A 13,100-nucleotide genomic window follows, 5' to 3' on the forward strand; every position below is an offset into this window, starting at 1 on the left:
CCTCCACGACAGTGGAAACGTACTCAAGCAATAAGCACGCGCGGCTCGAAGCGGCCGTTGACCTCGACGTCGAGCAGAAACGTCATGCCGGCTTGCGGATCCAGCAGGCGCTGTTTCTCATCTTTGCCCGACCAGGCGGAGGTGACCGCCAGCCGGTCGGCATTCCTGCCGACAAAGGCCGGGCAAGACGGCTGCGTTACCGGCATCGCGACCGATCGGACGAGCTTGCCGTCAGGTCCGTAAGCTTCGATGACGCCGCCGCCCCAGCAGGCGTTCCATAGGACGCCGTCGCGATCAAGCACCGAGCCGTCGATGTAACCCTTGGCCTTGCGGTGATCGACGAAGACCTTCGGTTCGCCGACCGGCAGCCCGGTTGCCGGATCGCAACCGACACGCATCAAAAGGCCGGTGCTGGTGTCGGTGTAATGGGCGACCGTACCATCCTCGGAAAAGCAGATCGAGTTCGACACGGTGATATCCGAATAAAGCCGGCGCAATTCCCCCTTGAAGAACCAGTAGATTGAGCCGGCGGCCTTTTCCTCGCCCTTGCCCATCGTGCCAACCCAGAAGGCGCCGCAGGGGTGGACGCGCGAATCGTTCGAGCGGGTGATCGGATTGTCGGCCTCGATCGCCGTGTGCAGCGTCATCTTGCCGGTCGCCACGTCGCGGACGTGCAGGCCGGTTTCGGTGGCGATCAACTGTCTGTTGTCATCGATGATGGCGATCGCGCTGGCCATCTGGCCAAGCTCATGGATTTTGACCGCGCCGCCGGAAAGGCGCTTTTCCAGAAGCTGGCCGTTGACGATGTCGAACCAGTAGAGCGTATCGGTAGCTGCATCATAGCTCGGTCCCTCGCCGAGCTGGCAGACATGGTCGGAAAAAACCGAAACGATGGCTTGCCTCATCCTGCCGCTCCAAACGCCGCATCCCAGGCTACTGTGGCAGCCCGCGCGTTCGCGGCCACCTCATCGACACTCATACCAGGCTTGAACAGGCTGGATCCCAAGCCGAAAACGCTGACGCCGGCCGCCTTGTAGCCGGCAAAGTCCTTTTCCGAGACGCCGCCGACCGCGCCGACCAGCGTCTTATCAGGCAAGACGGCACGCATCGCTGCGATGCCGGCCGCGCCAAGCACGCTGGCCGGGAAGAATTTCAGCGCCGAGGCGCCGAGCCTGATCGCCTGGAAAGCCTCGGTCGGCGTGAACACGCCGGGCATCGTCACCATGCCATAACTCATCGCGCGGCCCATGACATCGGCATCGATGTTGGGGCTGACCAGCAGCCGCCCGCCGGCTTTGTGCAATCCGTCAACATCGGTAGCTGTCAGCACAGTCCCGGCTCCGACCAGAGCTGTCGATGGAAGCGCCTCGACGATGCTGGCGATAGAGGCAAACGGGTCCGGCGAATTGAGCGGCACTTCGATGGCTTCAATGCCGGTCTCGAAGATCGCCTGGCCGATTGCCACCGCCTCGCTTGGCTTGAGGCCGCGCAGGATGGCGACAAGGCCGCGCCCAAGCTTCGGAAACGGTGCGGTCTGGGTCACGCGGCAACTCCGCTTCCGGCAATCATGCCATTTTCGCGCGCGGCCTCGATCAAGCCGGCACGCACTGCCTCGTCGGCGTCAACAGTCCGAACCGCAAGTCCACCAAGGCCGAGCGCCTCAGTATAGAGCGCGCCGAGCGCGCCAGACGCGATCAGCACGACCGGCGCCGCGCCCTTCCCGTAGCGGCGACTGGCAGAGGCGATCTCGCCGCCGATCAGCAGGCCGGACAGGCAAGCAGCGGCATCGTCTGGTTCCAAGTCTTGCAGCAGGCCAGCGGCGCGGATCGAGAACAGCCTCGATGTGACATCGCCGCCGTCAGCAAGCGCTTGCTCGCACCAGCGCCGGAAAAACGGATTTCCCGATGCGACCGGCTGAGGCTGCTCGCCCAGCGTATGGCGCAGGATCGAATGCGCCGCCAGCACCGAAAACAGCTCGCCGGTCGGCCACGTGCCAAAACCTGCAACGGCGCCGTCCTCGACCAGCACCCATTTCGAGTGGGTACCAGGCATGCAGACGAGATGGCGACCTTTTGCCGGCAAACCAGCGCCGGCAAGCTGCGTTTCCTCGCCGCGCATGACGTCGGGCGCCTCGGCCTGGCGCTGGGCAAGGCCCGGCACGATGCGGATGTCGCGGCGCTGGCCCGGAATGCGCGTAGCAACGGCCAGAATGGCGCCGATCGGCGCCGGCACTGTGACATAGGGCGCCTCGAGCCAGCCCTGGCGCGAGCCGGCCATGCCGCAGATGATGACGGGCATCGCTTCCGGCGCGCCCATCGCCGCCAGGTGCCCTTCGAGAACGGTCGAGAAACCGGCGGCTTGCGCGGTGATCAGCCCATCGTCACCGCGACGCTCGGCAAGGACTTTTCCGGCGTCATCGACCAGCCAGACCCGGAGACGGGTTGTGCCCCAGTCGACAGCGGCGACGGAAGGCGCCTTGCTCGGAATTCCTGGGCTCACAGGAAGCCCCCGTCGACGATCAGCATCTGCGCCGTCAGCATGCGCGAAGCGTCCGACGCCAGGAACAGCACCGTGCCGACAATGTCTTCCGGCTGCATCACCTGCTTGATGCATTGCTTGGCAACGTGGGCGGCGAGCGCCTGTTCGCTAACCCAGAGCTGCTTCTGCCGTTCGGTGATCACCCAGCCGGGGGCGATCGCATTGACGCGGATGCCGTCGGCGCCGAGCTTGCCGGCAAGGCCCTTGGTCAGGCCGAGGATACCGGCCTTGGCGGCGGTATAGGCCGGCATGTCGGGATGGTTGATCAGAAACGACGTCGACGTGAAATTGATGATCGAACCGCCGCCGGCGCGCTTCATTCCCGGCGCCACCGCCTGGGCGGAGAAGAAATGCGGACGCAGATTGATCGCCTGATTGTTGTCCCAGAACTCCACCGTGACGTCTTCCACCGCGTGGCGATCGTCAAGCGCTGCATTGTTGACCAGCACGGTGACGTCACCATGCGCTTCGGCCGCCTTGGCGGCTGAAGCCCGCAGCGCCTCGATGTCGCGTATGTCTGTGTTGAGATAGAGGGGCCGGCGGCCGAGATCCTTCTCGATACGGTCGGCCAGCGCCAGGCTCGGGCCGTCGGCGATGTCGATGAAGGCGACTTTGGCCCCCTGGCGGACAAAGCCTTCGGTCAGTGCGGCGCCAATGCCGGAACCGCCGCCGGTGATCAGCACCGAAGCGTCTTCAAGGTCGGCAAAGCGCGCCGATGGCATCATTTTCTCTCTCCAGATCTGGCCCTGTCCGACCGGCGCGCATCCTATCCAGCCAGATCGGAGGAGCAAGGGTGAAAAGCAACTTGGCAGGCTTATGTCTGACAAAAAGACGCTGCGCAGCAACCGCAGTGCGACCGGTCGTCAGATCGCCGAGGCGGAGGGGCGCCACGCCTGGCTATTTGCGCAATTCTGCCCGCAGCGTTTAGGAACCGTTCCGACACGCTGCCGCGCATGCAAACGTTGCGATTGGCAGATGCCCGGGGAACCTGTACAGGCAAGCAAAGCTGCCATCCGACCCGCCGGAGATCCGCCATGCCTCTGAAAATCGCTGTCCAGATGGATCATATCTCCACCGTCTCGATTGCCGGCGACACGACTTTTGCGCTGTCGCTGGAAGCGCAGCGCCGCAGCCACCAGTTGTTCCACTATACGCCCGACCGACTGTCGCTGCGCGACGGCAAGGTGTTTGCCCGCATCGAGGAAATGCAGGTCCGCGACGAGAAGGGAAATCACTACTCGCTCGGCGAAAAGGTGCGCACCGACCTGTCGGAGATGGACGTCATCCTCCTCAGGCAGGATCCGCCGTTCGATATGAACTACATCACCACCACGCATATCCTCGAGCGCATCCATCCCAAGACATTGGTCGTCAACGACCCGGCCTGGGTGCGCAACAGCCCGGAGAAGATCTTCGTCACTGAATTCCCCGACCTGATGCCCGAGACGCTGATCACCAAGGACAGCCAAGAGGTCGCCGCCTTCCGCAAGGAGTTCGGCGACATCATCGTCAAGCCGCTCTACGGCAATGGCGGTGCCGGCATCTTCCACCTGCACGAAGCCGACCGCAACCTCGCCTCGCTGCTCGAGATGTTCGGCCAGATGTTCCGTGAGCCCTACATCGTGCAGCGCTACCTGAAGGACGTGCGCAAGGGCGACAAGCGCATCATCCTGATCGATGGCGAGCCGGTCGGCGCCATCAACAGGGTGCCGGCCGAGCATGATTCACGCTCCAACATGCATGTCGGCGGCCGCGCCGAAAAAACCGAACTGACGGCGCGCGAGCGCGAGATCTGCGACCGCATCGGCCCGTCACTGAAAGAGCGCGGTTTTATCCTGGTCGGCATCGACGTCATCGGCGACTATATGACCGAGATCAACGTGACCTCGCCGACCGGCGTGCGCGAGGTGCAGCGTTTTGGGGGCGCTGATATAGCGAGCTTGTTCTGGGATTGCGTGGAGGGAAAGCGCAAGTAGCGTGCATTCCTTGTGGAAACGGCCGCGTTCAGGACCATTGCATCCGCCGTTTCAACCTTTCCCGTAATGTCCTTGCCTTCGCCTGCTGCGTTGAGAGCGCCTTCGACGGATCAGTTCCCCGGCCGCGGCCGTGGCAATGGAATGCCGATCTCGGGCGTTGCCGCGAAGGCGTTGATCGAGGCCGGAAGCGCTGCCGCGCCGGTTGCGGACGCCCGCGCCGGTGCCGGTGCCACAGTAAGAGCGGGCGCAGCCGCGACCGGCACGCCGTCGCCATAATAGGTGACAGCTTCAGCCGAAGCCGGATCTGGCCCATCGAGCACGGCCTGGCATGCCGCGGGCAGGCTCGCCATCGTCATCAGGTCGCGCGCTTTCGGCCTGTCCGGGTTCTTGTTGGGGCGCCATGGTTCCTCGGTGAACCACCATGCCAGCGACTGGTCGCAGCCGTCGCCGGGCGCCGTGTTTTCCTGCGCTTTGCAATTGGGCGAGCCGGGCTGGCAGCCGATGCGGATGTGGAAATGATAGTCATGCCCCCAGAACGGCCTGACCTTGCGCAGCCATGCGCGGTCGCCTTTCACCGTGTCGCAGAGCTTTTTCTTGATGCCGGGATTGACCAGGATGCGCTCGACTTCAGGGTAGCTTGCCGCGCGCTTCAGGAGCCGGGCATGCGCCGGCAACCAGAGCGCATCCTTCACCAAGTGCGTTTTTTCATCGACAAGCAAGGTGGCGCTCATGTTCTCGCGCTGGTCGATCGAAAGCTTGCGGTCGGGCATCGGCGTCAGCCAGATGTCGGCGTCGAGGCCGATCTGGTGCGAGGCATGGCCGGTCAGCATCGGGCCGCCGCGCGGCTGCGAAATGTCGCCGACCAACAGGCCAGGCCAGCCGTCGGCCGCGGCGTCGCGGGACAGTTTCTCGATCAGCGCGATCATCGTCGGATGGCCCCAGCGGCGATTGCGCGAAGGCCGCATCACCTCCCATTTCGGGCCGTCTAGGGGAATAGCAACGCCGCCTGCAAAGCAGCCCTTGGAATAAAAGCCGATCGACTGCGGCGCAGCCACGGCGGGCAACTTTTTGGCGCCGAACAGGTTTTTTGCCAGCTCCTCGGCCGCTGCTGGTCGCGCTGCAAGCCCCCCCAGGGCGAGAATGGCGAGCGCTGCTAGTGCATGTCGCCCAAAAGTGCGCAGCGGTTTTGGGACAACGACATGCATAAACAGAGATCTAAAGCGCGTTGCGACGCGCTTTAGCAGCAGCGTTCCACCGGGCAGTGATTGCCTCAACGTTTTCATGAAGCAGAACCCCTCTGCGAATTAAGTCGAATCATATCACGCCCAGCGTGCAGTTTCGATCACGACCGCTTCATCGGGCTGCGCGCCTCGCCGTCGCGCCAGTTGCCGTCAGCCCACATTTGGTCGAAGGCCGAGCGGTAGTCGGGAAAGCCGAAGCGATAGCCGGCCGCCTTGATCGCTGTGTTGGCGACACGCTTGTTCTCGCCATAGAAGGACCGCGCCATGGGCGAAAGTTGGGCGGTCTCGAACGGAATTTCGGGTGGCGGCTCGATTCCCATCAGCCCCGCGGCGTAGGCGACGACGTCCTGTGGCGGCGCCGGCAGATCGTCGGTGATGTTGAAGATGCCGCCGCGATCGTCTCCGATCAGTTGCCAGAGCGCCCCGGCAATGTCGTCGCAATGAATGCGGTTGAACACCTGGCCCGGCTTGACCAGCCGCCGCGCAGTGCCGTTTTCCAGATTAACCAGGGCATTGCGGCCCGGCCCGTAAATGCCGGAAAGGCGCAGGACCGCCACCGGCCGGCCGATGTCCCGACCCAGTTTCAGCCAATCTTGCTCGGCCGCGACACGCATCATCGAGCGCTTCGACACCGGCCGGCATTCGGCGGTCTCATCCACCCAGCCACCGCCATGGTCGCCATAGACGCCAACGGTGGAGAGATAGGCGATCCATTTCAGAGCCGGCGTCTTCCTCGTGATCGTCTCACGCGCCGCATTCAGCACCGGGTCGCCGGCCTCCTCCGGTGCCACCGAGACGACGAGATGGGTTGTTTTCTCCAGCGCGTCGCCAATTTCTGGCGTCAGCGCGCCATCGAAAAGCAGCGGCTGGGTTCCGGCTTGCCGCAACGCTTCGAATTTCTCCGGCGAGCGCGTCGTGCCGAAGACCGTTGTCGCGGCATCCTTGCTGGCGCGGGCGAATGCCCTCCCCGAATAACCGGCGCCGAAAATGAAAATCTGCTTCTCGCTCATGCATGCGCCTCGATTTGATCTGCCAGCGCCAGGCGCCATTCGCGTTGCACGGCCTCGTCGCTTTCCGCTTTCACTGCAGCGGTGGCACGTTTGGCTAATTCGATCTTAGGCACAAGCCGTGACAGCGCCCATACCGCCGCCCCGCGCACGAGGGGCGAGGCATCGCCCAGCAGCGCACGCACGGCGTTGCCGAGCGAGGCATCGCCGGAATTGCCGGCCGCAATCAGCACATTGCGGACGAAGCGGTCGCGACCGATGCGCTTGATCGGCGAACCGGTGAAGAAGGACCGGAAAGCCGAGTCGTCGAGCGCCAAAAGATCGACAAGCGCCGGCTCGCGCAGATCCGCGCGGGCGACGAGCTTTGCCTCCGACGCCGTTCGGGCAAACTTGTTCCACGGGCAGGCGGCGAGGCAGTCGTCGCAGCCATAGATGCGGTTGCCGATCTTTTCCCGGAACTCGTGCGGGATCGGCCCCTTGTTCTCGATAGTGAGGTAGGAGATACAGCGTCGCGCATCGAGCCGGTAGGGTGCGGGAAAAGCGTCGGTCGGGCAAACGTCGAGACAGGCACGGCACGAGCCGCAATGGTCGTCCTCGGGCGTATCGGCCGCAAGCTCGGCCGTCATGAAGATGGTGCCGAGGAACAGCCAGGAGCCGTGCTCGCGGCTGACCAGATTGGTGTGCTTGCCTTGCCAGCCGAGGCCGGCGGCTTCTGCCAGCGGCTTTTCCATCACCGGGGCGGTGTCGACGAACACTTTTACGTCGCCGCCGGTGCGGGCCACGATCTTGCCGGCGATCTCTTTCAGCCGGCCCTTCATCACGTCGTGGTAATCGCGGTTCTGCGCATAGACGGAAATCGCGCCGCGGTCACGCTTCACCAGGACCGCGCGCGGGTCGTGGTCGGGGCCATAGTTCATGGCCAGCACAATGATGGAGCGAACCTCGGGCCAAAGTGCTGTCGGCTCGCCCCTGCGTTCGAGCGTCTCGGCGATCCAGCCCATCGAGCCGTGAAAGCCGTCGGCGACGAATGCGGCAAGTCGGGCCGGCGCCTGCGGGATGGCATCGGGAGTGGTAACGGCAACGGCATCGAAACCGGCGCGCCGTGCCTCGCGGTCGATCAGCGCGCGCAGTTTTTCCGCTTTAGAAATCGAGGTCCGCATAATGTGACACCGGCGACAGGCCGCGCACCCGGTCGGACAAAAGCGGCCGGAACGATGGCCGTGATTTCACCCGTGCATACCATTCGCGCGCAGCAGCATGTTCGCGCCAGTCGATCTCGCCGAGATAGTCGAGCACAGACAGCGCCGCCGCCGCAGCGAGGTCGGCATAGGTGACTTTGCTGCCGGCCAGCCAATGGCGTGTGCCGGCCAGCCAGTTGGTATATTTCATGTGCTGGCGGATATTGGCGCGCGCGGCACGGATCGCCGCCGAATCGGGCGAACCGCCGCCCGCCGTTTCCGGCATGACCGGCTTCAGCACGCGCTCGCGCACGAGATGCCGCGTCACCTCGCTATCGGCCTTGTTGAGATACCAGTCGGTCAGTCGGCGGATTTCGGCGCGCCCCATCGGATCCTCGGCGAACAGCCGCTTGTCGCGCTTGAGCACGCCGCGCGTCTCGTCGAGATATTCGCCGATGACCATGGCGCCGACGATCGGCACGTCGCCCTCGGCAAGCAGGATCGGCAGCGTGCCGGCCGGGTTCAGCGCCAAGAACTCCTTGCGCCGCGTCCACGGCTTTTCCTCGATCAGCGCCAGCTCTTCGCCATATTCGCCGAAAGCGAGGCGTACGAACCGGCAGGAGGCGAACATCGGGTGGTGGAAAAGCGTCAGCATGGTCCCGCGATAATAGAGCGCACTGGCAAATCGCCGGCTGCGCCGGTAAGTCTTGGCCGCCCCGATTCAAAAGGGCCGTCAGGGTGCTGCGACCTATAGGAGGAGTTCCGCGCCATGACAAGCAAGCCCTTTTGCAAGCCCTCACTCGAACACCGAGGTTTCCATGGAAAGCCAGACCATCGTCGAAGCGCTGCTGCTCGGCATGATCGAGGGCCTGACTGAGTTCATTCCGGTCTCGTCGACCGGCCATATCCTGCTTGCCGGCCATTTTCTTGGCTTCCACTCGACCGGCAAGGCCTTTGAGATCCTGATCCAGCTTGGCGCCATACTGGCGATTCTCAGCGTCTATTTCCATCGTCTGTGGCAGATGTTGGTCGATCTGCCGCGTGACCGGCCGACGCGGCATTTCGTCCTCGGCATCCTCGTCGCTTTTCTGCCGGCGGCCGTCATCGGCGCGCTGGCGCATGGCTTCATCAAGACGGTGCTGTTTGAATCGCCGAGGCTGATCTGCATCATGCTGATCATCGGCGGCGTGGTCCTGCTGTGGGTGGATCGCCTCAAGCCGAAGCCGCTCTACCATGACGTCGAACGGTTTCCGCTCAGGCTCTATCTGCAGATCGGGTTGTTCCAGTGCCTTTCGCTGATCCCAGGCACATCGCGCTCCGGCTCGACGATCGTCGGCGCGCTGCTTCTGGGCGTCGACAAGCGGGCGGCTGCGGAATTCTCCTTCTTCCTCGCCATGCCGACTATGGTCGGCGCCTTCGCCTTCGACCTCTTCAAGAACCGCAATGTGCTGACCAGCGCCGACCTGCCGGTCATCGCCACCGGTTTCATCGCGGCCTTCATCGCAGCGCTTATCGTCGTGCGCTTCCTGCTCAACTACGTCTCGCGCCACGGCTACTCGCTGTTCGGCTGGTGGCGGCTGGTCATCGGCACCGTCGGCCTGATTGCACTGTTTATCTGGGGGTGAGCGCTTACCGCCCCTTGTCGGCGGGTCGACCCGCCCCACAAGGGGGAAAAGCAGTCAATTTCGTCCGTAAAAAACATTCTCGACATGCACCGGCCATCGCCAGGGCAGCACCGCCACCATATCGAAGCGCGCCGATAATCTCCCATAATCGGATTGGCGCGAAAGCCAGAGGTCGGCTGCGCTTTCGATGCGGCGCTCCGATTCGTAGCGAACAGCCTCCATCGCTTCCATCAGCGTGCGGCGCGCCTTGACTTCGACGAACAGCACCAGATCGCCGCGGCGCGCGATCAGGTCGATCTCGCCGAACCGCGTGCGGTGGCGGCGCGCCAGGATCCGGTAGCCTTTCACCATCAATGCTGCCGCCGCCAGCCACTCACTGCGGTGGCCGCGCCGATAGGCCTGCCGGCGGCTGGCGACCGGGCGTTCAGCCATCCCCGTCTTTCCCGGTGTCACCCTCTTTCCCGATCTCTCCGTTCTCCCCGGCATCCTTGAGCTCGAGCAGCCGCCGGTAAAGCGCCTGTTTCTGACCGCCGGTCATCCTGGCGGCTTCCGCCGCCGCCTTGGAGGCCGGCATCTCGGCGGCAAGCGAAAGCAGAAGCCGGTCGATGTCTTCAGGCTCGTCGGCCGTTGCTTCCGAGGGGCCGACGCAGATGACGATTTCGCCCTTCGGCGTGTCGGCAGCCGCGTAGTGATCGGCAAGCGACTGCAAGGTGCCGGTCCGCATTTCCTCGAAGGTCTTGGTCAGTTCGCGGCCGATCGCAACCTTGCGGGTGCCACCCAGCGCCTCGACCATGGCGCTGAGCGTATCGGCCAGCCGGCGTGGCGATTCGAAGAAGATCAGCGTCGCCGGCACGGTTTTCAGCGCTTCCAGCCGCGTCAGCCGCTGCCCGGTCTTCACCGGCAGGAAGCCGGCAAACAGAAACGCGTCGGAGGGCAGCCCGGAGGCCGTCAGCGCCGCAAGCGGCGCCGACGGGCCGGGGATCGGCACGACGCGAATGCCCTGGTCGAGGGCCTCGCCGACCAGCCGGTAGCCGGGATCGGAAATCAGCGGCGTGCCGGCGTCCGAAATCAGCGCGACGCTCTGCCCGGCTTCGAGTGCTGCAATCAACTTCGGCCCGGCCTCGCCGGCATTGTGCTCGTGATAGGCCGTGGTCCGGCGGCGGATGCCGTAGCGGTCGAGCAGCACACGGCTGACCCGCGTATCCTCGCAGGCGACGATGTCGGCGGCGGCCAGCGTTTCCAGCGCCCGCAGCGTGATGTCGGCCAGATTGCCGATCGGCGTCGCCACCAGATAAAGCGCCGGCTCGAGCGGCCGGGCTGACATCTCAGTCTGGCCGATCACATAGCTGCGTTTGTCGCCGGTCACCGCTGCCCTCAAGCTGCTTGCATGCATTTGGATCTGTTTGGCACGGCTGTCGCGCAGTTGCAAAACCCGTGCCGAAGTGAAGCGGCCGCCATGCCTTTGCCATAGTACGGAACGAAACCGTGTCCGGCGTATTTACCCCTGATCTCGGGAGGAGCAGGATGGACAGCCTCAAAATACAGGACGTTTTCGAACCCTACTATGCAGGGCGTAAGCGCTTTGCCGCGCGAAAGGACAAGGGCCAGCCTGGCAAGGCAGGCGTTAGCTTGGCCAAAAAGCCGCGAAAGCGTCGTCCTTCAAAGGCAACCAGCCTGGAAATCGAGCCCTCGACCGGTACCGGCAGCACGATGGAGCACTGACCAGACGATGCCCAATCGCTTCGACATTTTCATCACCCGCCTTGAAACGAAAAGCTCCCGCAATGGAGCACCGTCACATCCCCTAAGCGATCAAAACCGCGCCCGCCGGGACAAGGGCGACGCCAAGCCGGCTCGCTCTGGTGAAGCGGACGCTGAGAAAGAGCACGCCAAGCGCCGCCACAAGCACGACGCTTGACTATCGCAACCTCGAGTGGCCGAGACACTTCTCTCCTCGTCATCCTGGGTGAAGCGAGGAGCGAAGCGGCGCGGCGCAGACCCGAGGATGACGAAAGCGCGGGTTGAAACGCTCAACCACATTATTCAACCGAGGTATTTCGAGACGCGCGCCTCCCGCAGACGCACCAGGCCCCGACCCATAAACTCATAGTCGTCCGGAATATCGAGGCAGATCACGCGAGCCTTCCTCAGGCTGGCCTTTGGCGCGGTGCGCCTTTCCATGACGAAGATGATATCGGCCCACGAAACGAGTTCGTGCGTCAACGGTGTCAGCATCGTGGCTGGTGCCGGCCGATGCGATTTCGATATCCTTCGACTAGTAAACACCTGCTCCGCGGTCGGGCTGCGCAAGCGGTTCTGGCTGCAGACGAAGAGGACGTTCTTCACCAGCTCCTTTTGTATGATGGGCCGCCAGTCTCTGTTTCGTAACGCTCCGTGTTAATATTGGACCTGCGTGCGCGTTTGAGCGTACGGGAGAGGATTATGTCAGCAACTTTAACCGCACTGAGCAACAGAGAGGCCTATAGGCTGGGAGATTTCAACCTGATTGGTCGTGGCGAAAATGCCACCATACGCTTGGCAGACGGGGAAGTTTCGCGCCAGCATGCAACGATCCGGCGCGACGGCGCGAACTACTGGGTTGTTGATGTCGGCAGTGCCAATGGCAGTTATGTGAATGACGTGGCGCTCACAACCGCGCGTGTGCTGCACACCGGCGATCGCGTCCAGTTCGGCAAATCGATTTTTCTTTTCGAACAGGGCACGACTGCCCCCGTTCTAGATTCGCAAGCGGCGAACACAAAAACTCAATGGGGCAAGCCGGCAGCCCTTAAGAGCCGGCCGGCCACCCTGTTCGTTGCTGATTTGAAGGAGTTTACCGGAATTAGCGCAAGGCTATCCCCGGAACAGGTGGCGGCCCTCTTGGCCGAGTGGTATATGGACTGCAATGTGATTTTGAAGCACTACGGTGCCTCGATCGACAAATTCATCGGTGATTGTGTATTTGCTTATTGGCACGGGACCGCAGCGGATGTCTGTGCCTCTGCGGTTGAGGCTGCCCAGGCGCTCCGCGCTGCGGAAGACGCGGCTACGTCGCCAACCCGAGTACTGGTCAGGGAACAACAAGATATCGTACTCGACTGCCGCATTGGCCTTCATGTGGGTGAAGTTGCTATCGGCGCTATGGGCAAAGGCATCAGCACCGCGCTGGGCGATGCCGTGAATTTGGCCTTTCGTATTGAGGGATTGACGCGAAAACTGGACAAACCGCTGTTGGTCAGCGCCCAATTCGTCGAGCACTGGCCTGAAGGTAGACATTATTTCAAGTCCTGCGGCTATCACGAGGTCAAAGGGCGCGCCGAGATGATCGAGGTATTCAGCCTAAAATAGGCACGCCAGCAGTAAGATTTTCGAACGCGCTCACACGCCTAACACATGTTGACACCAATGCTTTTCCTGCCCAGGCTTTTGCTAGGACAGAGGGGCAGCCATGGGGCTCAGAAATCTTCAGACATTTTTCTGCTTCTGATGGCGCTGGGCGTTTCAACGCCGCTAAGCGCTGCGGAAGGTAAGCGCC

At 63.2% G+C, this 13,100-nt stretch carries 14 protein-coding genes and 1 pseudogene; 4 read left to right on the forward strand and 11 right to left on the reverse strand.

Annotated elements, in window-relative coordinates:
- Positions 1 to 23: 23 nt before the first annotated feature.
- Genes AC0L26_RS14585 through AC0L26_RS14600 form a run of 4 tightly spaced genes read right to left on the reverse strand, consistent with a single transcriptional unit; the run spans position 24 to position 3,263 of the window.
- Positions 24 to 905 carry an SMP-30/gluconolactonase/LRE family protein gene (locus AC0L26_RS14585; RefSeq protein ID WP_473633143.1) on the reverse strand — a complete coding sequence of 294 codons (882 nt, stop codon included), beginning with the start codon at positions 903 to 905 and terminating at the stop codon, positions 24 to 26.
- Positions 902 to 1,543: a 2-dehydro-3-deoxy-6-phosphogalactonate aldolase gene (locus AC0L26_RS14590; protein WP_473633144.1), complete on the reverse strand. Its 642-nt coding sequence runs from the start codon at positions 1,541 to 1,543 to the stop codon at positions 902 to 904. The genes AC0L26_RS14585 and AC0L26_RS14590 overlap by 4 nt, the downstream gene beginning before the upstream one ends.
- Entirely contained in the window at positions 1,540 to 2,499 is a 960-nt protein-coding gene (locus tag AC0L26_RS14595; protein WP_473633145.1) for a 2-dehydro-3-deoxygalactonokinase, read from the reverse strand. The genes AC0L26_RS14590 and AC0L26_RS14595 overlap by 4 nt, the downstream gene beginning before the upstream one ends.
- The gene (locus AC0L26_RS14600; protein ID WP_473633146.1) at positions 2,496 to 3,263 is read right to left on the reverse strand and encodes an SDR family NAD(P)-dependent oxidoreductase; all 768 of its coding nucleotides are present in this window, start codon (positions 3,261 to 3,263) and stop codon (positions 2,496 to 2,498) included. Before AC0L26_RS14600 ends, AC0L26_RS14595 begins: the two co-directional genes overlap by 4 nt.
- A gap of 309 nt (positions 3,264 to 3,572) precedes the next feature.
- Here AC0L26_RS14600 and gshB point away from each other — a divergent pair, with 309 nt between their 5' ends.
- A complete protein-coding gene (gene gshB / locus AC0L26_RS14605) occupies positions 3,573 to 4,514 on the forward strand; it encodes a glutathione synthase (protein ID WP_473633147.1) in 942 nt (313 codons plus the stop codon).
- A 110-nt stretch (positions 4,515 to 4,624) separates the two neighbouring features.
- Here gshB and mepA read toward each other — a convergent pair whose 3' ends face one another.
- The 4 genes from mepA to AC0L26_RS14625 form a co-directional block, all read right to left on the reverse strand.
- Positions 4,625 to 5,719, reverse strand: a complete 1,095-nt coding sequence (mepA, locus tag AC0L26_RS14610; protein WP_473633148.1) for a penicillin-insensitive murein endopeptidase — start codon at positions 5,717 to 5,719, stop codon at positions 4,625 to 4,627.
- A 137-nt stretch (positions 5,720 to 5,856) separates the two neighbouring features.
- Positions 5,857 to 6,765 (reverse strand): SDR family oxidoreductase, encoded by a 909-nt coding sequence (locus AC0L26_RS14615; RefSeq protein ID WP_473633149.1) that lies wholly within the window; start codon positions 6,763 to 6,765, stop codon positions 5,857 to 5,859.
- Positions 6,762 to 7,922, reverse strand: a complete 1,161-nt coding sequence (queG, locus tag AC0L26_RS14620; protein ID WP_473633150.1) for a tRNA epoxyqueuosine(34) reductase QueG — start codon at positions 7,920 to 7,922, stop codon at positions 6,762 to 6,764. Before queG ends, AC0L26_RS14615 begins: the two co-directional genes overlap by 4 nt.
- A complete protein-coding gene (locus AC0L26_RS14625; RefSeq protein ID WP_352927473.1) occupies positions 7,903 to 8,595 on the reverse strand; it encodes a glutathione S-transferase family protein in 693 nt (230 codons plus the stop codon). Before AC0L26_RS14625 ends, queG begins: the two co-directional genes overlap by 20 nt.
- A 163-nt stretch (positions 8,596 to 8,758) precedes the next feature.
- On the opposite strand from AC0L26_RS14625, the gene AC0L26_RS14630 reads away from it, so the two are divergent.
- On the forward strand, positions 8,759 to 9,565 hold the full coding sequence (locus AC0L26_RS14630) for an undecaprenyl-diphosphate phosphatase (protein WP_473633151.1): 807 nt from the start codon (positions 8,759 to 8,761) through the stop codon (positions 9,563 to 9,565).
- 54 nt (positions 9,566 to 9,619) lie between these two features.
- Here the strand turns inward: AC0L26_RS14630 and AC0L26_RS14635 are convergent, their stop codons facing one another.
- A complete protein-coding gene (locus AC0L26_RS14635; RefSeq protein WP_095484733.1) occupies positions 9,620 to 9,997 on the reverse strand; it encodes a YraN family protein in 378 nt (125 codons plus the stop codon).
- A complete protein-coding gene (rsmI, locus tag AC0L26_RS14640) occupies positions 9,990 to 10,931 on the reverse strand; it encodes a 16S rRNA (cytidine(1402)-2'-O)-methyltransferase (protein ID WP_473633152.1) in 942 nt (313 codons plus the stop codon). Before rsmI ends, AC0L26_RS14635 begins: the two co-directional genes overlap by 8 nt.
- Before the next feature lie 158 nt (positions 10,932 to 11,089).
- Between rsmI and AC0L26_RS14645 the strand changes: the two genes are divergently transcribed.
- The gene (locus AC0L26_RS14645; RefSeq protein WP_473633153.1) at positions 11,090 to 11,287 is read left to right on the forward strand and encodes a hypothetical protein; all 198 of its coding nucleotides are present in this window, start codon (positions 11,090 to 11,092) and stop codon (positions 11,285 to 11,287) included.
- 321 nt (positions 11,288 to 11,608) lie between these two features.
- Here AC0L26_RS14645 and AC0L26_RS14650 read toward each other — a convergent pair.
- A pseudogene (locus AC0L26_RS14650) lies at positions 11,609 to 11,911 on the reverse strand (low molecular weight protein tyrosine phosphatase family protein).
- Between the two features lie 96 nt (positions 11,912 to 12,007).
- Between AC0L26_RS14650 and AC0L26_RS14655 the strand changes: the two are divergent.
- Positions 12,008 to 12,913, forward strand: coding sequence for an FHA domain-containing protein (locus AC0L26_RS14655; RefSeq protein ID WP_473633154.1), 906 nt, complete (start codon positions 12,008 to 12,010; stop codon positions 12,911 to 12,913).
- Positions 12,914 to 13,100 lie beyond the last annotated feature (187 nt).

The sequence above is a fragment of the Mesorhizobium sp. WSM4823 genome (assembly GCF_055811195.1).